The organism is Roseibium marinum (genome assembly GCF_002906165.1).
Lineage (GTDB): Bacteria > Pseudomonadota > Alphaproteobacteria > Rhizobiales > Stappiaceae > Roseibium > Roseibium marinum.
On the sequence record NZ_PPCN01000005.1, the window covers coordinates 333,345 to 357,014 of the forward strand.

Sequence of the window (23,670 nt, forward strand, 5' to 3'; positions counted from 1 at the left end):
GAGGGACGTGCGTCGGCCATGTCACACGCAGCAAGTCGGCGCAGCGGGAGCGCTTGTGCCGAATTTGCTTCCTCAGGATGAGGGAGAACAGGGTCTCAAACTTTGAAAAATCATGATTTCAAGACCCGGCATCGGTGTCGGGCCTTCGCAGCCGGTCTCATTCCTGCGCGGGAGCCTCGGCCTTTTTCAGCAGGCGCAGAAGGTGCTTGTGGGCGTCTTCGTTGCCGACGATCACATCGCCGCTTTCCAGCATCTTGCTCTTGCCGTCGAAATCGCTGACAAAACCGCCGGCCTCGCGCACCAGAAGGATCCCGGCCGCGATGTCCCAGGAGTTCAGGTTGCGCTCCCAGAAGCCGTCCAGGCGTCCTGAGGCGGTCCAGGCAAGGTCGAGCGCGGCGGCGCCCATGCGGCGGACGCCGGCGACTTCAGGCATGACGTAGCGCAGTTCGCGCAGGGAGCGGCCGTGATCGCCCATGCCGATGAAGGGCAGGCCGGTGCCGAAGACCATGTCCGGCAGGTCCCTGCGTCCGGCCACCCGAAGGCGGCGGTCGTTCAGGAACGCGCCGCGGCCGCGTTCGGCGGTGTAAAGCTCGTCCATCACCGGGTTGTAGACGACGGCCGCAACGATTTCGCCCGCCCGTTCCAGAGCGATGGAGATCGCGAAGATCGGAATGCCGTGCAGGAAGTTGGTGGTGCCGTCCAGAGGGTCGATGTGCCAGCGATGCTGACCGTCGGTGCCTTCGACCTCGCCGCTTTCCTCCATAACGAGACCAAAGGTCGGGCGGGCTCGCGTCAGCTCGCTGCGCATGATGTCCTCGGCGCGGCGGTCGGCGGCCGAGACGAAATCGCCCGGTCCCTTTCGGGAGACCTGGAGGTTTTCAACTTCGCCGAAGTCGCGGACCAGGGAACGGCCGGCCTTGAAGGCGGTCTGAACCATCACGTTGAGGAGAGCTGTGCGGGCCATGAATTGTCACTTGTTGTTGGGTTTTGCCCGGGCGGATCCGGGCAAACCGGTTTGAATGCGTGTCTGCCTTTGTGCGGGCGCGCGCCGCACCGGCATTTCAAAGGCCTGTCTGGGGGCCTGTCAGGGCGGATCAGTCCGCGCGGCGGACGTACTCCAGCGAGCCGGTGTCGACGATGATCTTTTCGCCGGCCGTGATGAACGGCGGCACCATCACGCGTACGCCGTTTTCCATGATCGCCGGCTTGTAGGAGGACGACTGGGTCTGTCCCTTGACGACAGCGTCGGCTTCCGAGATTTCCAGGGTCACGAATTGCGGCAGGGTGATGCCGATCGGGCGTTCCTCGTGAAGTTCCACGGTCACCATCATGCCGTCCTGGAGGAAGGCGGCGCGGTCGCCGACGAATTCGGCCTGAAGTTCCAGCTGTTCGTAGGTCTCGGTGTCCATGAAGACGAGCATGTCTTCCTGGGTGTAGAGATACTGGAAGTCCTTCTGCTCCAGACGGACGCGCTCGACCTTGTCTTCGGAGCGGAAACGCTCGTTGAGCTTGCGGCCATCGATCAGGTTCTTCATTTCTAGCTGAGCAAAGGCGCCGCCTTTTCCCGGCTTGACGTGCTGGACCTTCACAACGGCCCAAAGCGTATCTTGATGCTGAAGCACGTTACCGGGCTTGATTTCGTTTCCGTTGATTTTCATGGAACGACCGACTTTTTCGATTTGTATGGATCTGGAGCGGACGACGGCAGGTTTTGGCTGACGCGCTTGAATTTTGCTCGCGCCTGTCCACCACAAAAGCGGGCGGGATTCAAGAAAAAAAGGCGAATTCCGTCTTCAAAGCCGCGGCAACCGGAAAGATTATGGCGATTCCCGCGCGGGATCCTCGCTCGGTGCCATCAGGGTCGCCGAATACTGCTCGGCCAGTTTGCGGGCATCAGTCAACGTCTCTTCATCGAGGCTTTCGACAATGCGGTCCAGCGACAGGTCCGACACACCGAGCGTGCGGGCGATCAGGTGCCAGCCGGCCGCGGCGGCGAAATCCTGCTCCCGGCCGCGGCCATTGGCATAAATTCTCGCGAGACGGTTCATGGCGACCGGGTTGCCGGTGGTCGCAGCCCGTTCGAACCAGTCCGCGGCTTCCGCCTCGTTGGGATCGACGCCTTTGCCCTGGAACCGCAGGATGCCGTAGTAGACCTGCGCGGATGTATGGCCACGCCTTGCCGCCCTGCCGAGCCAGAAGGCGCCCTGGCCCGGATCGTTCAAGCCGCTCTGGGCTTCGAGATAGGACAGGCCGAGCGCATACTGGGCTTCCGGATCGTTGAGCTGGGCGGCCTCTTCCAGAAGCTCGCGCGATTTCTGTTCGTCGAAGGGCCGGCCTTCGCCTTCCTGGTAAAGCAGGGCGAGATTGTAGAGCGCGGAGGCATTGCCCGCATTGGCAGCCTGCTCGAAGTAGTCGGCGGCTTTTTTCTTGTCCGTTTCAACGCCGGTGCCGAGCAGATAGAGCTGGGCCAGTTGCATGGCCGAACCGGCATCGTCCTGTGCCGCGGCGAGGGCATACCAGTCGGCCGCCTTGGCCTTGTCCTGTTTAATCCCCAGTCCGGCCTCGTGCAGGACGCCGAGCAGCGCCTGGGCCGCCTTGTCGCCCTGTTCGGCGAGCGGGGTGGCAAGGCCGAGAGCGGTGAGAAACCAGCCGCGCTGGAAAGCCGAATAGGCGGTTTGCGAAGTAGCGGTCTCACCTTCCCGCAAATGCGGCGGGCCTGCGTCCACGATGCTCAAAAGCGTCTTGTCCGACGTGGTGACATCGATCAGCACGGGCCGCGGTTCGGCGGATGCAGCGGGATCGGCTTCAACGGCGTCGCCGCTTTCCCCGCTGTCCTGCGCGAGCGCAGGCGCGGTGATGAGCAGACCGGTGACGAGCAGGCCTGCGGCAAGGATGAGCGCGGCCTGGTTCAAGAGGGCGGAAAACCCCTTCCGCCGCTTGTTTCCGTCATGGTCTTCTCCCTCACGGGAGGGTCCTGGAAAGGTCTGCTCAAATCCGTGCAATGGCTGGCTCCTCACCCGTCCTGGCTGTCCTCGGGAAACGGATGGGCGTCCAGGATCCGGTTGGCTTGAGAAACGAGCGACGCAATGTCGCCGCCCGATTGCCAAAGGGCGTCCTTGAGCGCGATAAAGTCGGCTGCGGTCGCCACCACCTCTTCCAGGGTCTCAATCGTGTTTCCGGCCAGCGCGACACAAGGTGTCGAGAAGAGCTCCGCCCACCAGGCGGCGCTGGACAGGGTCTTGGCGTGGGCGTTCTCCTTCTCGGCAAGATCGAGCTTGCCGAAGAAAATATAGTCTACACCGGTTTCCGCCAATTCCATGGCTTCGTGCCTGAGTTTCGTGCCGCCGGTGCCGACGATCCGATCGGGGTGGAAGCTTTCAACGGCGAGCTTCACGTCCTCCAGGGACGTGTCGACATGAACGCCGTCGGCACCGCTCCTGCCGGCGGCCTGGGTATCGCGATAGATGATCGCCGCCGCTCCCCCCTGCTGGATGACCGGGACCAGAACCTGCGCCGCGGCCTGAATTTCCTTGGTTCCGGCACCGGGCATGTAGATCATCACGCAGGCGATGTCGCCGCCGGCAAAAGCCTGTTCGAGCTTTGCGGCCATTTCGCCGGCGTCGAATTCCGGCGGTGTGATGAGAAAGAGGCGAGGGCGGTTCACTGCGGGCGGTCCTGGTCAATCTGGTTCAAAGGCGACTGTCGGGTTCTTGTCCCTAAAGACGGCGAAAGAGGGACGCAAGGCCCCTCTCTCAGGAAAGTAAAAATATCTGCCGGTCCGGCTGACCTGTATTCTAACCGATTTTCGGGTCCAGGCTGCCATCCTGATAGCGCGTGGCCATGTCCGCGGGCGTGATGACCTTCTTGATCCTGGAGGCCTGTCCAGCGGTGTTGAAGGCTTCCAGACGTCCCACGCACAGCTTCTGCATCGCGTCGCGGGCAGGTTTCAGATATTTGCGCGGATCGAATTCGGCCGGGTTTTCGCTCAGGATCTTGCGGATCTGGCCGGTCATGGCCATGCGGTTGTCCGTGTCGATATTCACCTTGCGCACGCCGTTCTTGATGCCGCGCTGGATTTCCTCGACCGGAACGCCCCATGTCTGCGGCATTTCCCCGCCGTATTTATTGATGATGTCCTGAAGATCCTGGGGAACGGAGGACGAGCCGTGCATCACCAGATGGGTGTCGGGCAGGCGGCGGTGAATTTCCTCGATCACATGCATGGCGAGCACCTTGCCGTCCGGCTTGCGGGTGAACTTGTAGGCGCCGTGGCTGGTTCCCATGGCGATGGCGAGCGCGTCCACTTTGGTCTCTTTGACGAACTTCACCGCCTCTTCGGGATCGGTCAGCAACTGATCCTGGCTGAGCTTGCCTTCCGCGCCGTGGCCGTCCTCCTTGTCGCCCATGCCGGTTTCCAGCGAGCCGAGCACGCCGAGTTCCCCCTCGACGGAGATGCCGCCGAGATGAGCCATGTCGGTAACGGTTTTCGTGACGCCGACATTGTAGTCCCAGTTCGCGGGCGTCTTGCCGTCCGCTTCCAGCGAGCCGTCCATCATCACCGAGGTGAAACCGGCCTGAATGGCGGTCATGCAGGTCTGCGGCGCATTGCCGTGATCCAGGTGCACACATACCGGAATGTGCGGATAGATCTCGACGACCGCATCCATCATGTGTTTCAGCATCACGTCATGGGCATAGGACCGGGCGCCGCGCGAAGCCTGGATGATGACCGGTGCATCGGTCTGATCGGCCGCGGCCATGATCGCCAGAGCCTGTTCCATGTTGTTGATGTTGAATGCCGGAACCCCGTAGTCGTGTTCAGCAGCGTGATCTAGAAGCTGACGAAGGGTAATACGTGCCATTATTTATCTCCCCAGGGTCCGGTGCGTCGTGGTCACTATAAGGATAACCCGGACGCGCGTCACCGGTGTTGCGGTGCATCAATCATCGTTGGTTCTATCAAGATTTTCCATGGTTGAAAGAGGGGAGCAAAGGCTTAAATCAATTAAAATACAAAGACATGCTTGAAAAGTTGATTGATAGAATTAATTCTGCGCGTGAATTAAATGCCGCGCGAAACAACACGCCCCGGAGACTTTCCTCAAAACAAGCACCGAGGCAAACTTCTCCGGGTTCTGAATTGCAACCGGTCCAGGTTGTCTTTGCCACTTGCCTGGCACGCATGCGAATGTCCGGGGTGGAGGCTTTCCAGCACCCCGGACAAGCTTCAGCTTTCCAGCGCCGTGACGCCGGGCAGTTCCTTGCCTTCCAGCCACTCCAGGAAAGCCCCGCCAGCGGTGGAAACGTAGGAGAAATCGTCCGCCGCACCGGCGTGGTTCAAAGCGGCCACGGTATCGCCGCCACCCGCCACGGAATTCAGCTTGCCTGCCCTGGTGTTTTTCGCCGCGTGCCTGGCGGCCGCAACGGTCGCCCGGTCGAAGGGCTCGATTTCGAAGGCGCCGAGCGGGCCGTTCCAGACGAGTGTTTTCGCGGCGTCAATCTTGGTCGCGATGGCCGCGATGGAAGCCGCGCCGACATCCAGGATCATGGCGTCCGCCGGAATGGCGTCGAGCGCGACGGTCTCGTTCGCCGCGCCGGCCTTGAATTCCTTCGCGACGACCGCGTCTTCCGGCAGGACGATTTCGCATCCGGCGGCCTCGGCGGCCGTCATGATCTTCCTGGCGGTATCGGCGAGATCGTGTTCGCACAGGGACTTGCCCACATCGATGCCTTTCGCGGCCAGGAACGTGTTCGCCATGCCGCCGCCGATCACCAGCATGTCGACCCTCGTGACGAGATTTTCCAGGAGATCGATTTTCGACGAGACCTTCGCGCCGCCGACAACCGCGAGAACCGGGCGGACCGGCGCGCCGAGCGCGGAGCCGAGGGCTTCCAGTTCAGCCTGCATGGTGCGGCCCGCATAGGCCGGCAGGAGTTTGGCGATGCCTTCGGTGGAGCCGTGCGCCCGGTGGGCGGCGGAAAAGGCGTCATTGACGTAGATATCGCCGTTTTCCGCCAGCGCTTTGGCGAAGTCCGGATCGTTCTTTTCCTCGCCCTTGTGGAAGCGGGTGTTTTCCAGCAGCAGAACATCGCCATCGGCCATGGCCGCGATGGCATCGGCGGCAGGCCGGCCGACGCAGTCATCCGCAAAGGCAACGGGCTTGCCGAGGAGAGCGGAAACGCCTGGCGCGACCGGTGCGAGAGACATCTCCGCCACACGTTCGCCCTTTGGGCGGCCGAAATGGGCAAGCAGGATGACCTTTGCCCCCTTGGCGGAGAGTTCACGTATCGTTGGCAAAACACGTTCGATGCGTGTGGCGTCGGTCACCTTGCCGCCGTCCATCGGAACGTTCAGGTCAACACGGAGCAGAACGCGTTTGCCGGCGATGCCGGTCAGATCGTCGAGAGATTTGAAAGCCATTGGAACACCTCTGTCAGGGGCGGGTGGAATTGGTCGTGACGGCGATGCCGATGCCGAACAGGGTCAGCAGGACCCCGAAGGAGCGCTCCATCCAGAGTTTGGCGCGCGCGAACTGCTGCCGGACCGCCGGCAAAGTGAAGAACATGGTGACCAGAACGAACCACAGGAACACGCCGCCGGCCATGATCACGCCGTAGCCGATCTGGGTCCACAGCGGGGTCGCGGGAGAGGTCACCTGCAGGAACACGCTCAGCGCGAACATGGTTGCCTTCGGATTCGTCACGTTCGTGAAAAAGCCCCAGCGCAGCGCCTTCAGCGGCGGCATGCCGGCAAGCGCGTCTTCAGCGGGCATTTCCCTTGAGGCGGTTCGGTACATGGTCACGCCGAGGAAAATCAGATAGGCGGCGCCGATCAGTTTCAGCGCGTTGAACAGGAAAATCGACTGGGAGACGATCAGTCCGATGCCGGCCAGGGCGTAGGTGACATGAACGCCGAGCGCCAGGGCAATGCCAAGCGCCGTCATGATGCCGGCGAAACGTCCGCCGATCAGGGCGTTGCGCAGGACCACGGCGAAATCGGGTCCCGGTACGACCGCGGCGACGACGGTCAGGGAAATGACGGTGAGAAGTTCGAGCAAATCGGTCTCCGGCCATGGAAAAAAGAAAGGCGGATGCAGTCATACCGCATCCGCCTGGAATTTCAGATGGGATGTTTTGTCATCCCCCCTTCCATTCAGATCAGCTTTGCCATCGCGACGGCGGTGTCGGCCATACGGTTGGAGAAGCCCCATTCGTTGTCATACCAGGACAGGATGCGCACAAAGGTGCCGTCCATGACCTTGGTCTGGTCGCAATGGAACACCGAGGAGTGGCTGTCATGGTTGAAGTCCACGGAGACCAGCTTGTCGTCCGTGTAGCCCAGAATGCCCTTCAGCTTGCCGTTGGCGGCGTCCCTGATGGCGGCGTTGATTTCCTCGACGGAGGTCTCGCGCTTGGCGATGAAGTTGAGGTCGACAACGGAGACGTTCGGGGTCGGAACGCGGATGGCGACACCGTCGAGCTTGCCGTTCAGCTCCGGCAGAACCAGACCGACGGCCTTGGCCGCGCCGGTTGAGGTCGGGATCATGGACATGGCCGCCGCGCGGCCGCGGTAGAGATCCTTGTGCATGGTGTCCAGGGTCGGCTGGTCACCGGTATAGGAATGGATCGTGGTCATGAAACCCTTTTCGATGCCGACGACATCGTTGAGGATAAACACAACCGGGGCCAGGCAGTTGGTGGTGCAGGAGGCATTGGAGACCACAAGGTCGTCCGCCGTCAGCGCGTCGTGGTTGACGCCGTAGACGATGGTCTTGTCGGCACCGGCCGCAGGAGCGGATACCAGAACACGCTTGGCGCCGGCTTCCAGAAGCAATGACGCCTTTTCCTTGGCGGTAAAGATGCCGGTGCACTCCAACGCGACGTCGACGCCGCCCCAGGGCAGGTCTTTCGGATCGCGGATCGCGGTCACCTTAATCGGCTTGCCGCCATCGATGGAGATGGTGTCGCCATTCACCGAGACTTCAGCCGGGAAACGGCCGTGTACGGAATCGTAGCGCAACAGATGCGCGTTGGTTTCGACCGGGCCGAGGTCGTTGATGGCAACGACTTCGATGTCGGTACGGCCGGATTCGATAATGCCGCGCAAAACATTCCGGCCGATGCGGCCAAAACCATTGATTGCTACCTTGGTAACCATATTCCACTCCCGCAATCTTCGGCGCTCAGTTCAAGCTTCAACGCCAAATGGTAACCCACAGATTGTGGTCACGACAAACGTGTGGCCACGACAATAAGCACGCCTGTGCTCCCTTTCCGGCAGCATAGGAGGAATGCATGCCGCCGGTAATTGATCCTGGTTAAGCCCCAAGTCTTTCTTTCGCTACAGCGACAACGGCGTCTTTGGTGATGCCGAAATGCTCATAGAGTTCCTTGTAGGGGCCGCTCGCCCCGAAGCCTTTCATGCCGACAAAGGCGCCGTCATTGCCGATGAAACGGTCCCAGCCCATGCGGATGCCCGCTTCGACGGCGATCTTCACCGGGCTGGTGCCGATGAGGTCAGCCTTGTAGTCGTCGGACTGGGCCTCGAACAGCTCGAAAGACGGGACTGAGACGACCCGGGCGGTAATGCCCGCGTTGCTCAGTTCCCGGTGAGCGTCGGTGGCGATTTCTACCTCGGACCCGGAGGCAAAGATCGTCACCGCGGCGTCGTCCTCACTGTCGATCAGCACATAAGCGCCCCTTGCGCAAAAATTGTCTTCCTCGAAGGATTTGCGCAGGGAAGGCAGGTTCTGGCGGGTGAGGGCCAGGACCGACGGGCCCTTCCTGTTTTCAAGCGACAACTGCCAGCATTCGAGAGTCTCGGTGATGTCCGCCGGACGGAAGAATGTCAGATTCGGGATCGCGCGCAATGCGGCGAAATGCTCCACCGGCTGGTGGGTCGGGCCGTCCTCGCCAAGGCCGATGGAATCGTGCGTCATGACGTGAATGACACGCTGTCCCATCAGGGCCGCGAGGCGGATCGACGGACGGCAATAGTCGGAAAAGATCAGGAAGCCGCCGGAATAGGGGATCAGCCCGCCATGCAGCGCCATTCCGTTCATGGCCGCCGCCATGCCGTGCTCACGAACGCCGTAGTGGATGTAGCGGCCGGAAAAATCGGTCGGAGTGACCGGCTGGGTTTGCGGGGTCTTGGTATTGTTGGACCCCGTCAGGTCCGCGGAACCGCCGATGGTTTCCGGCACGACCTCGTTGATGACGGTCAGAACGGCTTCGGAGGCCTTGCGCGTCGCCATGGTCGGCTGTTCGTCGGCGAGCTTCTTCTTGTAGTCCATCATCGCCTTGGTGAAGGTGGCCGGAAGATCGCCGCGGTTGCGGCGCTCGAATTCCGCCCTGCTTTCAGCGTCCGCCTCGGCAAAGCGTTTCTGCCAGTCCTTGTGCGCCTGGGAGGACCTGAGGCCCGCGATGCGCCAGGCATCCAGAATGTCGCTGGGAACCTCGAAAGGCTGATGCGGCCAGTTGAGAGCCGCCCGGGTTCCCTCGATTTCCTCCGCGCCCAGCGGAGCGCCATGCACCTTTGCGGTACCCGCCTTGGTCGGCGCGCCGAAGCCGATGGTGGTCTTGGCGGCGATCAGCGTCGGTCTGTCGCTGGCCTGTGCCTGCCGGATCACGGCGGCGATCGCCTCGGGATCGTGGCCGTCGACACTCAGCGTGTTCCAGCCGGAGGCAGCGAAGCGCGCCTGCTGATCGGTGCTGTCGGTGATTTCCACCTTGCCGTCGATGGAAATGCCGTTGTCGTCCCAGAAGACGATGAGCTTGTTCAGTTTCAGATGGCCTGCGAGCGACAGGGCTTCCTGGCTGATGCCTTCCATGAGGCAGCCGTCGCCTGCCAGAACATAGGTGTAGTGATCGACAAGGTCCTTGCCGAAGCGCTCGACTTGCAGACGTTCGGCGATGGCCATGCCGACTGCGTTGCCGAGACCCTGACCCAGCGGACCGGTTGTCGTTTCGATCCCGGCGCCATGCCCGTATTCAGGGTGGCCGGCGGTGCGTGAACCGATCTGACGGAAATTCTTCAGCTCATCCAGCGAGAAGTCTTCATAGCCCAGCAGATAGAGCAGGCTGTAAAGCAGCATGGAGCCATGGCCGGCGGACAGCACGAAACGGTCGCGGTCGGCCCAGTTTGGAGTGGTCGGATCGAATTTCAAGAACTGGGTGAACAGAACCGTTGCAATGTCGGCGGCACCCATGGGCAGTCCGGGGTGACCGGATTTTGCCTTTTCCACGGCATCGATGGCAAGAAAGCGGATCGCATTTGCCATGCGCTGGTGTTTATCAAGATCGGTCATCGTCTTCCCGTTGCTTGCTTTGGAGCCCCAGCTTCCAGAGCGGACCGCCAGGCCAGGCGCAAGTGCCCACCGTGGCGTGAATGAGGTACGTTGCTCAGAATTCGACTTTCGCAAAATTCGATCAGGCGCCAGACAAATATCAGGAACCTGCGACGAGTCAACAAAGCAGCTTTAAGGCCGCATTCACCCTGAGGGGAAAGAAATTTCCCCTTTTGAGGTTCATTGAGTTGAGGATTCTGCCGATGGTGGCATTGACTGAGAGAAGATGCGATGCCTAAGCTTGATGCCCTAATAAGGATTTGCTTTTTCGCCGTCGAACCAACGTTTGAAAGCCCGGTGCGGGCATGTTCAAAGCGGGTGGCAGTTGAGCGGGTGAATGCGCCAAATCTCCGGTATGACGGTTTGGAAGGAACGGGCGGGCCGCCGCGGAAAATATTGGGACGACGTAATACATGTCGGAAATCGACTGCATGGAAAAGACCAGCCTCGCCGACGCGGCAATGCGCCTCGAAAAGGCCGTAAGCCATCTGGAAACGGCGGTTCAGCGGCGTATGGACGCGGACAGGTCTTTGAATGCCCTGCAGGACGATCTGCAACGGCTTGGAGAGGACCGGTCGCAGCTTGCGGTCTCGCTGGATGAAAGCCAGGCGCGGGCCTCCCGGCTGGAAGAGGCCAACAAGGATGTGTCCCGGCGGCTTGTCTCGGCCATGGAGACCATACGCAGCGTGCTCGATGCTCATGGAGGCTAGGCACTGATGGCGCAGATCACCGTCACGATCAACGGCAAGTCCTTTCGCATGGCCTGTGACGACGGCGAGGAAGACCGTCTGATGGGGCTGTCCAAGCGGTTCGACGGATGGATTACCGAATTGCGCGGCGCGTTCGGCGAGATCGGCGATCAGCGGCTTACGGTCATGGCCGGGATCATGGCAACCGACCAGTTGTCCGAGCTTGAGAAAAAAATAGCCGGGCTTGAAGAGGAGCTCAGCGAAGCCAGGCGTCAGCAGGTGGACGCGCTGGACAACATGAGCCAGAACGAGCAGGATCTTTCCAGGTCGATCAACACGGCGGCAGCCCGGATCGAGAGCCTCGCCGAAAGCCTGGCCAAGAGCTTGAAGCCGACCGGGACTTCCTGATATCGCACCGGTCCGGCATGGATCGCAGAAAAATCCGCTCTCGATGAAAATCACGCCGCTCTGGTAATTGCCGCGGCGCGGGTCTATATGCGTTAGTCGCGGCTGGCCGATACGTCAGGAAAAATATCCCCGGGGCCTTAAGCATTCCCAAGGGAGCTGTCCCTGCTTCGGGCCGTGGCCTGTTGCACACGGCGCCCACCTACGTAGTAGGTTTCCCGGGATCGCACTTCCAACGGTCGGACGGCCGCACTTTCTGCCTTTCCCCAGGTAGAAGGGCCAAAATACGAGAGCCCATGAAAGTTTCGTCTCCGCGCGCCGCTGAAAAAGATGTCCTCCGCAAGGAAGCGCTCGCCCGCCGCGCGGCGCTGAGCGGCGTGGACCGGATCGAAAAAAGCCTGTCGCTGGCGGACCACGCCGACGAACTGCCGCTCCCCGAAGCGGCCGTCGTCGCCGGCTTCTGGCCTATTCGCGACGAGGTTGACCCGAGACCGCTGATGGACGCCCTGCGCCGCAAGGGTCATCCGCTGTGCCTGCCGGTCGTCGCCGAACCGCATCTTATCTTCAGAACGCTTGAGCGCGGCGCGGAGCTGGCCGCCGCCGGTTTCGGCACCATGGGGCCGGGGCCCGGTGCCGCGGCCGTGCGCCCTCAGGTGCTGCTGATGCCACTCGCCGGTTTCGACGCGGCAGGCAACCGGATCGGTTACGGCAAGGGGCACTACGACACGGCCATCGCCGCCTTGGAAAAGACGGGACCTCTTCTGTGTATCGGCCTGGCCTTCGCCGTGCAGGAGGTTGACCGCGTGCCCGCGGAAGAGCATGACAAGCCGTTGACTGGAATTTTGACCGAACAGGGCTACAGGGCGTTCGGCTGACCGGCCGGAAGGGCCGCGGCGGATCGTTCAATGAGGATTTGATGCGTATTCTGTTTCTGGGCGATCTCGTCGGCCGTGTTGGCCGGACCGCCGTCATTGAGAAATTGCCGGACCTGGTGGAGGCCAACCAGCTCGATTTCGTGATCGTCAACGGAGAGAACTCCGCATCCGGTTTCGGCATCACCGAAGCCATTCTTCAGGACGTTCTGGATGCCGGGGCCGACGTGGTCACGACGGGCAATCATGTCTGGGACCAGCGCGACACGCTCGTCTATATCGAGCGGCAGGACCGTCTGCTGCGGCCGGTCAACTACCCGCCCGGGACGCCGGGCCGGGGTGCGCATCTTTTTACCGCCCGCAACGGTGCGCAGGTCATGGTCGCGAATGTGATGGGCCGGGTCTACATGGATGCCCTGGACGATCCGTTCGCCGTCATCGACAAGGTGGTCGACAGCTGTCCGCTGGGTCAGGTCGCCGACGCCATAATCGTCGACATGCATGCGGAAGCGACCAGCGAAAAACAGGCCATGGCTCATTTTCTCGATGGCCGGGTGAGCCTTGTTGTCGGAACGCATACACATGTCCCGACCGCCGACCACCAGATCCTTGAAAGCGGCACGGCCTACATGTCCGACGCGGGCATGTGCGGCGACTATGACAGTGTGCTGGGCATGGACAAGGAGGAGCCGGTCAACCGTTTCCAGCGCAAGATCCCGGGCGCCCGCTTCGCTCCGGCTTCGGGCATCGCCACCATTTCCGGCGTGGCCATTGAAACCGACGACCGCACCGGGCTGGCCGAGAGAATCGCCCCTGTCAGGATCGGCGGGCGTCTGGAGCCGGTGCTTCCGGAGTTCTGGCCGTCGGGCGGCTGACCACAGGTCCGTGAAATTCTCCGATCTGGATTTTCCCCGTCAACTTGCCTATAAGCGGCGCAGTTTTTCATCGAAATCATCCGCAGAGAACCGGAAAGAGCCATGGCAGGCCATTCAAAATTCAAGAATATCATGCACCGCAAGGGACGCCAGGATGCGGCCCGGTCGAAGATGTTCTCCAAACTGTCCAAGGAAATCACAGTCGCCGCCAAGATGGGCGACCCGGATCCGGACGCCAATCCGCGCCTGCGCCTTGCCGTGCAGAACGCCAAGGGGCAGTCCATGCCCAAGGACAATATCCAGCGCGCGATCAACAAGTCGCAGACCGGCGACGCCGACAACTACGAGGAAATCCGCTACGAAGGCTACGGCCCGGCGGGTGTCGCCGTCGTTGTCGAAGCCCTGACGGACAACCGCAACCGCACGGCCTCCAACGTCCGCTCCTATTTCACCAAATGCGGCGGGTCGCTGGGGGAAACCGGTTCGGTTTCCTTCATGTTCGACCGGGTCGGCGAAATCGTCTACAGGCCGGAAGCCGGTGAAGCCGACGCTGTGCTGGAAGCGGCGATCGAAGCCGGGGCGGAAGACGTCCAGTCCGATGAAAGCGGTCACACGATCTATGCCGCCTTCGAGGATCTCAACGATGTCGCCGCGGCGCTGGAAGCGGCCCTGGGCGAGGCCGAATCCACCAATATCATCTGGAAACCGCAGAACCTGATACCGGTCGATGCGGACAAGGCCCAGACCCTTTTGAAACTCATCGACATGCTGGAAGACGACGACGACGTCCAGAACGTCTATTCGAATTTCGACGTGGACGAGGAAACCATGGCGGCATTGGCCTCCTGAGCGGCTTTGAGTTTATAAAGATTGGAAACCCCGGCCTGGCCGGGGTTTTTTGTTTGCAATGGGATGACCCCCACCCCTAACCCCTCCCCACAAGGGGGGGAATAGTGCCGTGCTGTCGTCGAAACCCCGGCTTCGCAACGTCTCTATAGGGCAGAGACTTGCCATAAATGATGGGCCAGTTCCCCTCCCCCTTGTGGGGAGGGGTTAGGGGTGGGGGTAACGACTTTGCTTCAGGCACCGGAGACGAAGCGATGTTCAATATATTCGAACTGACTCAGAAAGATCCGAAAACCCTTCAGGAGCGGGCGCTGAAGCTGGCCGAGGAGGCCGGGGAGCTGGCGCAGGCGGTTCTTTCGGTCACCGGAGCGCCGGGCAGCGGATACAAGAACCATTCGCTTGCAGATGTGCGCGAGGAGGCCGTTGACGCGGCCATCGTGGCGCTGAGCATTCTGGCGCAGGCGTGTTCCAGCCGCGAAGAATTCGATACCGAACTTGAGCGCTTCATGACCTTGAAATGCGCCAAATGGCGGGAAAATTAGCGGAATAGCGGGTCAAGCGCGGGCATGCTGGTGAGCGCTGCCAGCGCGATCAGGACGTAGGCCAGCTTCCGGTAAAGGTTCGGGTTCGCCTTGCTGAAGCCTTTCGAGCCGGCATAGATCGCCAGCGCATAGACCGGGATCGCCATGATCAGCAGGTGGAAGACCTGCAAGGTAAAGAAGCCGTTCAAAATATAGGCGAAGAAGGTTCCGACGCTGGAAAGCGCGAAGAAGACGATCAGGTTCGCCCGCACGATTGCCGGTTCCCTCGCGCTGGAAAGCCAGAAGGCGACAACGGGCGGTCCGGACACCTGTGAAATCCCGCCGAGAACGCCGGCCACCGCGCCGACGCCGAGAGACACCGGCCAGGTGGCCTTCCCGTTGTAGCGCCATCCGGAAATCAGCAGCAGCAGCAGGCCGGTGACGATGGCGAAGATCGACCAGCGCAGCACGAGGACGTCGGTGCTCGCCAGGAGCCAGGCCCCGAAATGAACGCATATCACCGCGCCGATAGCCGCCGGCAGGACAGTCGGCCAGTCGCAAAGTCTCAGCGCACGGATGACCAGCGGCAGGGCCACGATCCCGTCGATGAACAGGAACGACGCCGCCGCGGTGGACGGCAGCATGACGCTGGTGGCTATCGGCATGAAGATCATGCCGGCGCCGAACCCGGCAAAGCCGCGCACGCAGCCGGCGATGAAAAGCACCGCGGCGAGGAACATCAGCAGGTTCGGCGGAAAGGAACTGAAAATTTCAAGCATTGAAACTCACGGTAGGCGCATCGGCGGGACGGCAGGCGGCGAAACGCCCGGGGGAAATGAAGGGAACCGATGGGTGAGACCGCCTTCTCCTTGGCAAAAGAAGCGGGTTCCGGTTCGAATTGGACAGGCATTGCGGTCGTAAGCTGCGCTTTGTCTGGCGTCAACGCAGAAGTTTTGTTACCGCTTTGTTCCATGACACACACGATTCGTTTGCTGGGCATCGACCCGGGGCTGCGGCGTACCGGCTGGGGCATCATAGAAGCGGCCGGGAACCGGCTGTCCTTCATTGCCTCCGGCACGGTGTCCTCGGACAACAAAAAGAGCCTCGCCGAACGCCTGGTGGAGCTTCACGAGGGGCTGAGCGACGTGGTGCGCCTGCACGATCCGGCTGAAGCGGCGGTCGAGCTTACCTTCGTCAACAAGGATGCGGGTGCGACGCTGAAACTGGGCCAGGCGCGCGGCATCGCCTTGCTGGTGCCTTCGCTTGCGGGCCTGCCGGTCGCCGAATACGCGCCGAACCTGGTGAAGAAGACCGTGGTCGGGACCGGTCACGCGGAAAAGAACCAGATCCGGGCTATGGTGAAAGTTCTGATGCCGCGGGCAACATTCAATTCCGACGATGCGGCCGATGCATTGGCGATTGCAATCTGTCACGCGCAGCACCGGGCAAGCACAGCCGCGCGGCTGCTGGCAATGGGGGCGGCATGATCGGTAAACTCAGATGATCGGGAAACGCAGATGATCGGGAAACTCAGGGGTACGATCGACAGCTACGGCGAGGATCATGTCATCCTGGACGTGCACGGGGTCGGCTATCAGGTTCATTGTCCTTCCCGCATCCTGCAGGGCCTGCCGAGAGTGGGAGAGGCGGCGGTGCTGTTCATCGAAACGATCGTCCGCGAGGACATGATCCGGCTTTACGGGTTCGGGGTGGAAGCGGAACGGGAATGGTTCCGGATGCTGATGACGGTGCAGGGCGTCGGCGCCAAGGTGGCGCTCGGCATTCTGGGTATTCTGAAGGCGGGCGAGGTGGCGAACGCCATCGCGCTTGGCGACAAGGCAACGATTTCGCGGGCGCCGGGTGTGGGAAAACGGGTTGCCGAGCGTATTCTCGCGGAGCTGAAGGACAAGGCGCCGGGTCTGGCAAGTGTCGATCAGGCGACGATCTCCGTGTCGCAATCCGTTGCGGATAATGTCGCCGCGCGGCCCGTTGCCGAAGCGGTTTCCGCGCTGACGAACCTCGGATACGGCCAGCCCCAGGCAAGCGCGGCCGTCGCCAAGGCGATGCAGTCGGCCGGAGAGGATGTCACGACGGAAAAGCTGATCCGTCTGGGCCTGAAGGAACTGGCCGGATGATGGTTGCGTTCTATGCGGTCATCGCGGTGGTCTTCGTCGTTCTCGGCATCGGCGGGATCATGTATCTCGATCACCGGTTCTCTCTGGCGGTTGGAGACAGATCCTTTGCCATGAAAGGGCGGCGCATCGAGACAGACGATCCGTTTGTGCGCCGCCAGTACAGGAAGTTTCACGCGATCAGGGTGGCCTATTGCGTGGCTCTTCTGGCGCTCTTGTTCGCGGTCGTAAGCCATGTCGGATGACACACGCATCGTAACACCCGAGATCCGGGGCGACGAAATCGACGGCACCATGCGACCGCAGGTGCTGGACGATTTTGTCGGTCAGGCGCAGGCGCGCGCGAACCTGAAGATCTTTATAGGCGCGGCCAAGGCCCGCGGGGAAGCGCTCGACCACGTGCTGTTCGTCGGTCCGCCGGGACTGGGCAAGACCACGCTGGCGCAGATCATGGCGCGGGAACTGGGCGTCAATTTCCGGGCGACCTCGGGTCCGGTTATCGCCAAGGCGGGCGATCTCGCGGCGCTGCTGACCAATCTGGAAGAGCGCGACGTTCTCTTCATCGACGAGATCCACCGGCTCAGTCCGGCCGTGGAGGAAGTGCTCTATCCGGCCATGGAGGACTATCAGCTCGATCTGATCATCGGGGAGGGGCCCGCGGCCCGGTCGGTGAAGATCGATCTGGCCAAATTCACGCTTGTCGCGGCGACCACCCGGCTCGGACTTCTGACGACACCGCTCAGGGACCGGTTCGGAATTCCGGTCCGTCTGCAGTTCTATACGGTCGCGGAGCTGGAACATATCGTCAAGCGCGGGGCGTCGATCCTGGGGTTGGGTATCGCCGAGGACGGGGCCCATGAAATCGCCAAGCGCTCACGCGGGACGCCGCGTATCGCCGGGCGCCTGCTGCGGCGGGTCCGCGATTTCGCGATTGTCGCGGGCATTGAGCGGGTGGACAGGGCACTGGCGGACAAGGCGCTGCTGCAGCTCGAGGTTGACGCCGCGGGACTGGACAGTCTGGACCGGCGTTATCTTACCCAGGTCGCCGTCAATTTCGGCGGCGGGCCGGTGGGCATCGAGACAATCGCCGCCGCCCTCTCGGAACCCAGGGATGCGATCGAGGAAATCGTCGAGCCGTATCTGATCCAGAACGGCTTTCTGCAGCGAACGCCGCGCGGGCGGGTGCTGACACCCGTTGCATTCTCGCATCTCGGTCTGGCGGCACCCGGCAGGCCGGAAGGGTCGCAAATAGGTCTTTTTGCGGATCCTGAGTAGTATTTACCGCGAATTCGGGTGCATAGCCTCGTCAGTTTTGCCTATTTCCGGTCAACGTGGTTAATCTTTTATTCGCGATTCCCGCCCTACTGTTCTCGCCGCAATGCGGGGGGAAATAATGCGCAAGCGGCTTTCATCTAAACTGGCTCTCATGTTTCTCGCCGGCGCACTGGTGATGTGCGTGGCGATTGTCGCGGTCACCTCAATGGTGTCGCGCGATGTCGCCAACGGGCAGGCGGATAACGGCCTGACCAGCGCAACCAGGGCGAAGCAGAAGATTCTCGAACTTGCCCTGGACCAGGTGATCTACAGCGCGAGGTTCTTCGTCTCTCTCGAGGAGGCCAAGGACAGTCTGATGAAGTCGATGGTCGGCTGGAAGAACCTGAAGGAAGGACAGACCGAAACCCTTCGACGGATCTTCGTCACCGACAATCCGCATCCGCCGCACGAACGCCACTTGCTCAGCGAACCGGCTGAATCGAACTACTACGTGAACAATCACAAGGCCGTCCATCCGGTCTTCCAGGATGTGATCGGCCAGAACCTGTTTTCCGATGCCGCCCTGGCGAATCCGGAAGGGTTCATCACCTATACTTACCGCAAAGGCCCCGAATTCGCCTTTCATGTGGACGCCCCGGAGATCCAGGGCAATCCCGTCCAGACCGCTTTGGGCACGCTTTATGCCGCGGCCAAAAACGAGACGCTGGCCGCCGGACAGATTTTCTCTTCCGGATTTGTCACCGCAGACGACGGTACTGTTTCGCTGGTCCTTGCCGCGCCTATCTTCTACCTGGACCGCTTTTTCGGAGCTCTCGCGTTCACGGCGGACATGAGCCATCTGGCGGGCCTCTTGAACGAACCGACAGGGCTTGGCGAGAGCGAGCAGGTTTTTCTGGTCGATTCGATGGGCAAACTGGTTCAACTCGACTCAGCGGGACGCGCAAGCGCGGTCTATTCGCCGGCCGAAATCAGCGCGGGCGACCGGCTGATCCGGCTGGGCGGCGAGGACTTCCGCTTCGCCGAGGCGGCGAGCAACCTCGAAAACACGGCCTATGGTGTGGTCGAAGCCGTCAGGCAGACCGAGCTGTCGGCCGCCGCGAACCGCATCACCTATGGCGCGGTTCTCTCCGGCTTCCTGTGCCTCGTTCCGATCGTCGGCCTGATCTGGTGGATCACCAGGCGCATGTTCGCTCCGATGGAACGCCTGTCGGTTGCCGCGCGCAGGATTGCCGACGGCGATCTGGACGTCATGGTGGAAGCGACCGGGCGCCAGGACGAGATCGGCCGCATGGCACGCTGCATCGAAGTGTTCAAGGAGAATTCTGTCGAGCGCGAGCGGCTCGCGGAGGAGCGCAAGGTCGGCCACATCGCCCGCGAGAAACGGGAAAAGGCGATCGATTCGCTCATCGCGGCATTCCGGGCGGAATCCCAGGCGGTGCTTGAACTGGTCGAAAGCAACATCGCCCGTGTCGAGGATGTTTCCTCCGCCCTCAGCCAGAGGTCGGCTTCGGCGACCGAACACGGGCAGACGGCGGTGTCCACTTCGCAGAATGCCTCTTCAAATGTCCAGGCAGTTGCCTCCGCGACGGAGGAGCTGAACGCGTCGATTGCGGAAATCTCCCGCCAGGTCGAGACGACCGCGTCCGTCGTGGCGCAGACCACGACGGCCGCGCAAAGTTCCAACGTCAAGATCTCCGGGCTCGCGGATGCGGCCAACAAGATCGGCGACGTCGTTTCGCTGATCTCGGAAATCGCCGAGCAGACCAACCTTCTGGCACTGAATGCGACCATCGAAGCCGCCCGCGCCGGCGAAGCAGGCAGGGGGTTCGCTATCGTCGCCTCGGAAGTGAAGTCCCTTGCCGGCCAGACCGCGAAGGCGACGGAAGAGATTTCCACGCAGATCTCGGCTATTCAGGCGTCCACGACGGAAGCGGTGGAGGAAATCGCCCGCGTTTCAAGTTCGGTCGAAGAGGTCAATTCCTATACGGTGACAATCTCCGAAGCCGTTCAGCAACAGGGTGCCGCGACGGGTGAAATCTCCCGCAATGTGGCGGAAGCGGCCGAGGGAACGCGCAGCGTCGCCACAACGGTTGCGTCGCTGAACGAGGGTGTTGCGGAAAACTCAGAGGCGGTCGGCGACGTGCTGACGGCGACCATCGAGATGAAACAACAGGCGGAACAGCTTCGTGCCTCCGTCGAGACATTCCTTGCCGAGGTTGCCGCCGCCTAGGGTGTTGGCCCCAGGTTGCCGGCCCTTAAATGAGACATCTCCTGCTGCGGGCCGGCAATGGATGGGCGACGCGGTTTAAGCGTTTGCGCCCCGGTTTAGCGGAGGAACATCATGGATCGGTTCAGCGGCGGATGCGTATGCGGCAACGTCCGGATTGTGGCGTCGGGACATCCATACCGGGTCGGCCTTTGTCACTGTCTCGAGTGCCGCAAGCACCATGGTGCTCTCTTTCATGCTTCAGCGGTCTTCCCTCAGGAGGCGGTGACGATCGAAGGCGAAACCGGCGACTATGCCGGGCGGTTCTTCTGTCCCCGCTGCGGCTCTTCGGTCTTCGCGCGCACGGCGGACGAAATCGAAGTGAACCTTGGATCCCTGGATGCCCCGGATCAACTGATGCCAACCTATGAAAGCTGGATCGTGCGCCGGGAGACATGGTTGCCGCCGTTTCCGCTCACGAGACGATACGACCGCGATCGTGATTCCACGAGCCGCTTCGAGAAATAGGTCACCCGGGCAGGAGACGCTAGGCGCGGGTCAAAGCACGCGATAAGGTCTGGCAAAGGCCTTCCGCTCGGCTGATCGGAAGGCCTTCACATTTGCAGAGAAAGGGATGATGCGGTGACGGATTGGCCGGATCTAGCCGGACGCCTGGAACAGGGCGGTCACGTTCTTCCGGTGCGGGTCTATTACGAAGACACGGACTTCACCGGTATTGTCTACCACGGTGCCTATGTGCAGTTTTTCGAACGTGCGCGCACCGACTTTCTTCGCCTGATCGGTATTCATCATTCGGAACTGGCGGACGGAGACCACGGCGTCCCGCTTGCCTTTGCCGTGCGGTCCATGACGCTCGACTTTCAAAAGCCCGCCCGTATCGACGATGTCCTTCTGGTTCGCACCAGCCTTTCCGACGTCAGGGGCGCCCGGGTGAAGCTCGACCAGTTCGTCTACCGGGGTGGGGAGTTGCTGGTTTCGGCCTCGGTCACCGTCGCGGTGATCACCGCGCAGGGGCGTGCGACCCGAATGCCGCCGATTCTGGCGGAAAAACTTCTTCGTCACGTGCCGGGTGAATCGTCTGTCGGATGAACACCTTGAGCGGGCTGCCGGGTCCACGGCTGCCTGTTGCCGTGAAAATAAGCCAAATCAAATTTATGCGTTAAGCTTGCAGTAACCTTAATTGATTCCTTTAGAGAAGGGCTTGCTTTGATTGGTTAAGTCCCAGTTTTGACAAAATCAAACGTCAGAGAGGCGGCAGATCAACAGGAGCCGGTCCGTTCTTCCGGTCCATTTCTGTAGCTGCCGGAGATTTGCATGCACAACGGTATCAGACCGCCAAGAGGTCATTGAGATCATGGAAACACTTGTCCAATCGACATTGACAGCTCCTGACAGCGGAATTTCGTTTTTCTCGCTGTTCTGGCAGGCGCATATCGTCGTCAAGATCGTCATGCTCGGCTTGCTGGGCGCCTCCGTGTGGTGCTGGGCCATCATCGTCGACAAATTCATGCTGATCGGCCGCACCCGGCGGCAGATGAGCCGGTTCGAGACCGTGTTCTGGTCCGGGCAATCGCTCGAGGAGCTCTATGGCACGCTTCACAATCGTGTAAACTATTCCATGGCGGCATTATTCGTTGCGGCCATGCGCGAATGGAAGCGGAGCCATGAAGGCGCGCGTCCCGCAATCGCCAGCCTCCAGCAGCGTATCGACAGGGTGATGGACGTCACCATCCAGCGCGAAGCCGAACGGCTCGAAAGCCGGCTGCTCATCCTGGCGACAGTCGGCGCGGCGGCGCCCTTCATCGGTCTGTTCGGTACGGTCTGGGGCATCATGACCGCCTTTCAGGCGATCGCGGCTTCCGAAAGCACCAATCTTGCGGTTGTCGCCCCCGGTATCGCGGAAGCGCTGTTTGCGACCGCGCTCGGTCTGCTTGCGGCGATCCCGGCCGTGATTGCCTATAACAAGTACTCTCACGATGTCGGCAAGGCGGTTTCGCGCATGGAAGGGTTCGCCGACGAGTTTTCAGCGATCCTGTCCCGCCAGATCGACGAGAGGGGCTGAACCATGGCCATGCAGGTCAGTTCCGGCCAGTCGGGCGGACGGCGCGGACGGCGCCGGCGGCGAAATGCGCCGATGAGCGAAATCAACGTGACGCCTTTCGTGGACGTCATGCTGGTTCTGCTGATCATTTTCATGGTGGCCGCGCCGCTGCTGACAGTAGGCGTGCCGATCGACCTTCCGGAAACCCGCGCCAAGGCGCTTGAAGGGGACACGGAACCGATCACCATCTCGGTGAACTCCGCCGGGGAGATCTTCATTCAGGACACGCCGATCGCCCTGGACGAGGTGGTGCCGAAACTCGAGGCCATCGCATCCAATGGCTACGAGGAACGCATCTACGTGCGCGGCGACCAGGATGCCGACTACGGCACCATGATGAAACTTATGGGACGGATCAACGCGGCCGGGTTCAAACGCCTCGGTCTTGTCACTCTGGAAGAACGGGACTCGTAACGCGTCATGCGCGCAGGTCTCATCGCGTCTTTGGCCGGTCATACGGCTATCCTGCTCTGGGGCATTGCGGCCTTTCCGGACGCGGAGAGTTTTTCTGTGCCGGCGGTGGATTCCCTCCCGGTCGATCTGGTGCCGATCGAAGAATTCACGCGGCTGCGGATCGGTGAGAAAACCGCCGAAATCCGTGAGGTCGCAGCGGTGGAACCCAGCAAGACACCCGTAGAAAAGCCGACTGAGCCCGACGACAAACCGGGCGAGAGCAACGTTCAGCAGCCGACGCCGCCGACACCGGCTCCGGCGCCAACACCGGAGCCGACGCCGGCCCCCGAACCCGAACCGGTCGCGGAACCTGAACCCGAACCGGCGCCCGCTCCGGAGCCCGAGCCCGCAAAGGCGGTCGAGCCGGTGCCCGCCGCCGAACCCGCACCGGAACCGGAGCCGCAGCAGGAAGCCGCACCGGCCCCGCAGCCTATCGTCACAAGCGTGGCGCCACGGTCGAAACCGGCCGCGCCGAAAAGGACGCCCGAGCCGCCGGACGAAAATTTCGACAGCACGCAGATCGCGGCTCTGCTGAACAAGGTCGAACCGGCGAAACAGTCCGGAGCCTCGTCACAGCAGCCGGCCTCGCTCGGATCCAACAAGGGTCAGCAGGATGTGCGCATGAGCCAGTCGGAGCTCGACGCGCTCAGGGGCCAGGTGGCGCAATGCTGGAGCCCGCCTGTCGGCGCGGTCGGCGCGGAAGAGCTCAAGGTCCGGGTCCGCTTCAGCCTTTCCCGCAGCGGAGACGTTTTCGGCAATCCGGAGGTGCTGAATGCAAACGGCAACCCGGCATTCGGGGCGGCCGCGAGCAGTGCCGTACGCGCTATCATGCGATGCCAACCATATTCCCTGCCGGATGCGAAATACGACGCATGGCAGGAAGTCATCATAAACTTTGACCCGAGAGAGATGCTTGGGGGATAGTCCG

Annotated in this window: 26 protein-coding genes and 1 other RNA gene; 17 read left to right on the forward strand and 10 right to left on the reverse strand. The window is 61.7% G+C overall.

Going from position 1 to position 23,670, the window contains the following annotated elements; genetic code table 11:
* Positions 1–157: 157 nt before the first annotated feature.
* The 9 genes from CLV41_RS14230 to tkt all read right to left on the reverse strand — a co-directional run bounded on the left by CLV41_RS14230 (position 158) and on the right by tkt (position 10,307).
* A complete protein-coding gene (locus CLV41_RS14230; RefSeq protein ID WP_103223052.1) occupies positions 158–964 on the reverse strand; it encodes an inositol monophosphatase family protein in 807 nt (268 codons plus the stop codon).
* Between the two features lie 130 nt (positions 965–1,094).
* Positions 1,095–1,658, reverse strand: a complete 564-nt coding sequence (gene efp, locus CLV41_RS14235) for an elongation factor P (RefSeq protein ID WP_103223053.1) — start codon at positions 1,656–1,658, stop codon at positions 1,095–1,097.
* Between the two features lie 159 nt (positions 1,659–1,817).
* Entirely contained in the window at positions 1,818–3,002 is a 1,185-nt protein-coding gene (locus CLV41_RS14240) for a tetratricopeptide repeat protein (protein ID WP_208987508.1), read from the reverse strand.
* 11 nt (positions 3,003–3,013) lie between these two features.
* Entirely contained in the window at positions 3,014–3,664 is a 651-nt protein-coding gene (locus CLV41_RS14245; RefSeq protein ID WP_103223054.1) for a thiamine phosphate synthase, read from the reverse strand.
* A gap of 130 nt (positions 3,665–3,794) precedes the next feature.
* Positions 3,795–4,862, reverse strand: a complete 1,068-nt coding sequence (fba, locus tag CLV41_RS14250) for a class II fructose-bisphosphate aldolase (RefSeq protein WP_103223055.1) — start codon at positions 4,860–4,862, stop codon at positions 3,795–3,797.
* Positions 4,863–5,227: 365 nt separating this feature from the next.
* Positions 5,228–6,421, reverse strand: a complete 1,194-nt coding sequence (locus tag CLV41_RS14255) for a phosphoglycerate kinase (protein ID WP_103223056.1) — start codon at positions 6,419–6,421, stop codon at positions 5,228–5,230.
* A gap of 13 nt (positions 6,422–6,434) precedes the next feature.
* Positions 6,435–7,058: a LysE family transporter gene (locus CLV41_RS14260; RefSeq protein WP_103223057.1), complete on the reverse strand. Its 624-nt coding sequence runs from the start codon at positions 7,056–7,058 to the stop codon at positions 6,435–6,437.
* A gap of 95 nt (positions 7,059–7,153) precedes the next feature.
* Positions 7,154–8,158 carry a type I glyceraldehyde-3-phosphate dehydrogenase gene (gene gap / locus CLV41_RS14265; RefSeq protein WP_103223058.1) on the reverse strand — a complete coding sequence of 335 codons (1,005 nt, stop codon included), beginning with the start codon at positions 8,156–8,158 and terminating at the stop codon, positions 7,154–7,156.
* Positions 8,159–8,318: 160 nt separating this feature from the next.
* Positions 8,319–10,307, reverse strand: a complete 1,989-nt coding sequence (tkt, locus tag CLV41_RS14270) for a transketolase (protein WP_103223059.1) — start codon at positions 10,305–10,307, stop codon at positions 8,319–8,321.
* Positions 10,308–10,759: 452 nt separating this feature from the next.
* Between tkt and CLV41_RS14280 the strand changes: the two genes are divergently transcribed.
* The 7 genes from CLV41_RS14280 to CLV41_RS14305 all read left to right on the forward strand — a co-directional run bounded on the left by CLV41_RS14280 (position 10,760) and on the right by CLV41_RS14305 (position 14,575).
* Positions 10,760–11,056 (forward strand): DUF4164 domain-containing protein, encoded by a 297-nt coding sequence (locus CLV41_RS14280; RefSeq protein WP_103223061.1) that lies wholly within the window; start codon positions 10,760–10,762, stop codon positions 11,054–11,056.
* 6 nt (positions 11,057–11,062) lie between these two features.
* Positions 11,063–11,443 (forward strand): cell division protein ZapA, encoded by a 381-nt coding sequence (locus tag CLV41_RS14285; protein ID WP_103223062.1) that lies wholly within the window; start codon positions 11,063–11,065, stop codon positions 11,441–11,443.
* 96 nt (positions 11,444–11,539) lie between these two features.
* Positions 11,540–11,694, forward strand: a non-coding RNA gene (ssrS, locus tag CLV41_RS28455) — 6S RNA.
* Positions 11,695–11,736: 42 nt separating this feature from the next.
* Entirely contained in the window at positions 11,737–12,315 is a 579-nt protein-coding gene (locus CLV41_RS14290; protein ID WP_103223063.1) for a 5-formyltetrahydrofolate cyclo-ligase, read from the forward strand.
* Between the two features lie 41 nt (positions 12,316–12,356).
* On the forward strand, positions 12,357–13,187 hold the full coding sequence (locus CLV41_RS14295) for a TIGR00282 family metallophosphoesterase (RefSeq protein ID WP_103223064.1): 831 nt from the start codon (positions 12,357–12,359) through the stop codon (positions 13,185–13,187).
* Positions 13,188–13,289: 102 nt separating this feature from the next.
* Complete coding sequence (locus CLV41_RS14300) at positions 13,290–14,036, forward strand: YebC/PmpR family DNA-binding transcriptional regulator (RefSeq protein WP_103223065.1); 747 nt, start codon at positions 13,290–13,292, stop codon at positions 14,034–14,036.
* Between the two features lie 251 nt (positions 14,037–14,287).
* Positions 14,288–14,575 carry a MazG-like family protein gene (locus CLV41_RS14305; protein ID WP_103223066.1) on the forward strand — a complete coding sequence of 96 codons (288 nt, stop codon included), beginning with the start codon at positions 14,288–14,290 and terminating at the stop codon, positions 14,573–14,575.
* Here the strand turns inward: CLV41_RS14305 and CLV41_RS14310 are convergent.
* Entirely contained in the window at positions 14,572–15,333 is a 762-nt protein-coding gene (locus tag CLV41_RS14310) for a sulfite exporter TauE/SafE family protein (RefSeq protein WP_103223067.1), read from the reverse strand. The genes CLV41_RS14305 and CLV41_RS14310 overlap by 4 nt on opposite strands.
* A 192-nt stretch (positions 15,334–15,525) precedes the next feature.
* Between CLV41_RS14310 and ruvC the strand changes: the two genes are divergently transcribed.
* The 10 genes from ruvC to CLV41_RS27770 all read left to right on the forward strand — a co-directional run bounded on the left by ruvC (position 15,526) and on the right by CLV41_RS27770 (position 23,666).
* On the forward strand, positions 15,526–16,041 hold the full coding sequence (gene ruvC / locus CLV41_RS14315; protein ID WP_103223122.1) for a crossover junction endodeoxyribonuclease RuvC: 516 nt from the start codon (positions 15,526–15,528) through the stop codon (positions 16,039–16,041).
* 30 nt (positions 16,042–16,071) lie between these two features.
* Positions 16,072–16,689, forward strand: a complete 618-nt coding sequence (gene ruvA, locus CLV41_RS14320; RefSeq protein ID WP_103223068.1) for a Holliday junction branch migration protein RuvA — start codon at positions 16,072–16,074, stop codon at positions 16,687–16,689.
* Positions 16,686–16,931 (forward strand): endonuclease, encoded by a 246-nt coding sequence (locus CLV41_RS14325; RefSeq protein ID WP_103223069.1) that lies wholly within the window; start codon positions 16,686–16,688, stop codon positions 16,929–16,931. Before ruvA ends, CLV41_RS14325 begins: the two co-directional genes overlap by 4 nt.
* The gene (gene ruvB, locus CLV41_RS14330; RefSeq protein WP_103223070.1) at positions 16,921–17,961 is read left to right on the forward strand and encodes a Holliday junction branch migration DNA helicase RuvB; all 1,041 of its coding nucleotides are present in this window, start codon (positions 16,921–16,923) and stop codon (positions 17,959–17,961) included. The genes CLV41_RS14325 and ruvB overlap by 11 nt, the downstream gene beginning before the upstream one ends.
* Before the next feature lie 118 nt (positions 17,962–18,079).
* Positions 18,080–20,191: a methyl-accepting chemotaxis protein gene (locus tag CLV41_RS14335; RefSeq protein WP_208987509.1), complete on the forward strand. Its 2,112-nt coding sequence runs from the start codon at positions 18,080–18,082 to the stop codon at positions 20,189–20,191.
* Between the two features lie 111 nt (positions 20,192–20,302).
* Positions 20,303–20,695 (forward strand): GFA family protein, encoded by a 393-nt coding sequence (locus CLV41_RS14340; protein ID WP_103223072.1) that lies wholly within the window; start codon positions 20,303–20,305, stop codon positions 20,693–20,695.
* Positions 20,696–20,809: 114 nt separating this feature from the next.
* Positions 20,810–21,277, forward strand: coding sequence for a tol-pal system-associated acyl-CoA thioesterase (gene ybgC / locus CLV41_RS14345; RefSeq protein WP_103223073.1), 468 nt, complete (start codon positions 20,810–20,812; stop codon positions 21,275–21,277).
* A 265-nt stretch (positions 21,278–21,542) separates the two neighbouring features.
* A complete protein-coding gene (gene tolQ, locus CLV41_RS14350) occupies positions 21,543–22,250 on the forward strand; it encodes a protein TolQ (protein WP_103223074.1) in 708 nt (235 codons plus the stop codon).
* Positions 22,251–22,253: 3 nt separating this feature from the next.
* Positions 22,254–22,703 (forward strand): protein TolR, encoded by a 450-nt coding sequence (gene tolR, locus CLV41_RS14355; RefSeq protein ID WP_103223075.1) that lies wholly within the window; start codon positions 22,254–22,256, stop codon positions 22,701–22,703.
* Positions 22,704–22,709: 6 nt separating this feature from the next.
* Complete coding sequence (locus tag CLV41_RS27770; protein WP_170107190.1) at positions 22,710–23,666, forward strand: energy transducer TonB family protein; 957 nt, start codon at positions 22,710–22,712, stop codon at positions 23,664–23,666.
* Positions 23,667–23,670 lie beyond the last annotated feature (4 nt).

What these genes read in the sequence shown, in the direction of transcription:
- CLV41_RS14230 (WP_103223052.1), bottom strand. Translation starts at nt 964, where the DNA reads ATGGCCCGCACAGCTCTCCTCAACGTGATGGTTCAGACCGCCTTCAAG.
- efp (WP_103223053.1), bottom strand. Translation starts at nt 1,658, where the DNA reads ATGAAAATCAACGGAAACGAAATCAAGCCCGGTAACGTGCTTCAGCAT.
- fba (WP_103223055.1), bottom strand. Translation starts at nt 4,862, where the DNA reads ATGGCACGTATTACCCTTCGTCAGCTTCTAGATCACGCTGCTGAACAC.
- CLV41_RS14255 (WP_103223056.1), bottom strand. Translation starts at nt 6,421, where the DNA reads ATGGCTTTCAAATCTCTCGACGATCTGACCGGCATCGCCGGCAAACGC.
- gap (WP_103223058.1), bottom strand. Translation starts at nt 8,158, where the DNA reads ATGGTTACCAAGGTAGCAATCAATGGTTTTGGCCGCATCGGCCGGAAT.
- tkt (WP_103223059.1), bottom strand. Translation starts at nt 10,307, where the DNA reads ATGACCGATCTTGATAAACACCAGCGCATGGCAAATGCGATCCGCTTT.
- CLV41_RS14280 (WP_103223061.1), top strand. Translation starts at nt 10,760, where the DNA reads ATGTCGGAAATCGACTGCATGGAAAAGACCAGCCTCGCCGACGCGGCA.
- CLV41_RS14285 (WP_103223062.1), top strand. Translation starts at nt 11,063, where the DNA reads ATGGCGCAGATCACCGTCACGATCAACGGCAAGTCCTTTCGCATGGCC.
- CLV41_RS14290 (WP_103223063.1), top strand. Translation starts at nt 11,737, where the DNA reads ATGAAAGTTTCGTCTCCGCGCGCCGCTGAAAAAGATGTCCTCCGCAAG.
- CLV41_RS14295 (WP_103223064.1), top strand. Translation starts at nt 12,357, where the DNA reads ATGCGTATTCTGTTTCTGGGCGATCTCGTCGGCCGTGTTGGCCGGACC.
- CLV41_RS14300 (WP_103223065.1), top strand. Translation starts at nt 13,290, where the DNA reads ATGGCAGGCCATTCAAAATTCAAGAATATCATGCACCGCAAGGGACGC.
- CLV41_RS14305 (WP_103223066.1), top strand. Translation starts at nt 14,288, where the DNA reads ATGTTCAATATATTCGAACTGACTCAGAAAGATCCGAAAACCCTTCAG.
- CLV41_RS14310 (WP_103223067.1), bottom strand. Translation starts at nt 15,333, where the DNA reads ATGCTTGAAATTTTCAGTTCCTTTCCGCCGAACCTGCTGATGTTCCTC.
- ruvC (WP_103223122.1), top strand. Translation starts at nt 15,526, where the DNA reads ATGACACACACGATTCGTTTGCTGGGCATCGACCCGGGGCTGCGGCGT.
- ruvA (WP_103223068.1), top strand. Translation starts at nt 16,072, where the DNA reads ATGATCGGGAAACTCAGGGGTACGATCGACAGCTACGGCGAGGATCAT.
- CLV41_RS14325 (WP_103223069.1), top strand. Translation starts at nt 16,686, where the DNA reads ATGATGGTTGCGTTCTATGCGGTCATCGCGGTGGTCTTCGTCGTTCTC.
- ruvB (WP_103223070.1), top strand. Translation starts at nt 16,921, where the DNA reads ATGTCGGATGACACACGCATCGTAACACCCGAGATCCGGGGCGACGAA.
- CLV41_RS14335 (WP_208987509.1), top strand. Translation starts at nt 18,080, where the DNA reads ATGCGCAAGCGGCTTTCATCTAAACTGGCTCTCATGTTTCTCGCCGGC.
- CLV41_RS14340 (WP_103223072.1), top strand. Translation starts at nt 20,303, where the DNA reads ATGGATCGGTTCAGCGGCGGATGCGTATGCGGCAACGTCCGGATTGTG.
- tolQ (WP_103223074.1), top strand. Translation starts at nt 21,543, where the DNA reads ATGGAAACACTTGTCCAATCGACATTGACAGCTCCTGACAGCGGAATT.
- tolR (WP_103223075.1), top strand. Translation starts at nt 22,254, where the DNA reads ATGGCCATGCAGGTCAGTTCCGGCCAGTCGGGCGGACGGCGCGGACGG.
- CLV41_RS27770 (WP_170107190.1), top strand. Translation starts at nt 22,710, where the DNA reads ATGCGCGCAGGTCTCATCGCGTCTTTGGCCGGTCATACGGCTATCCTG.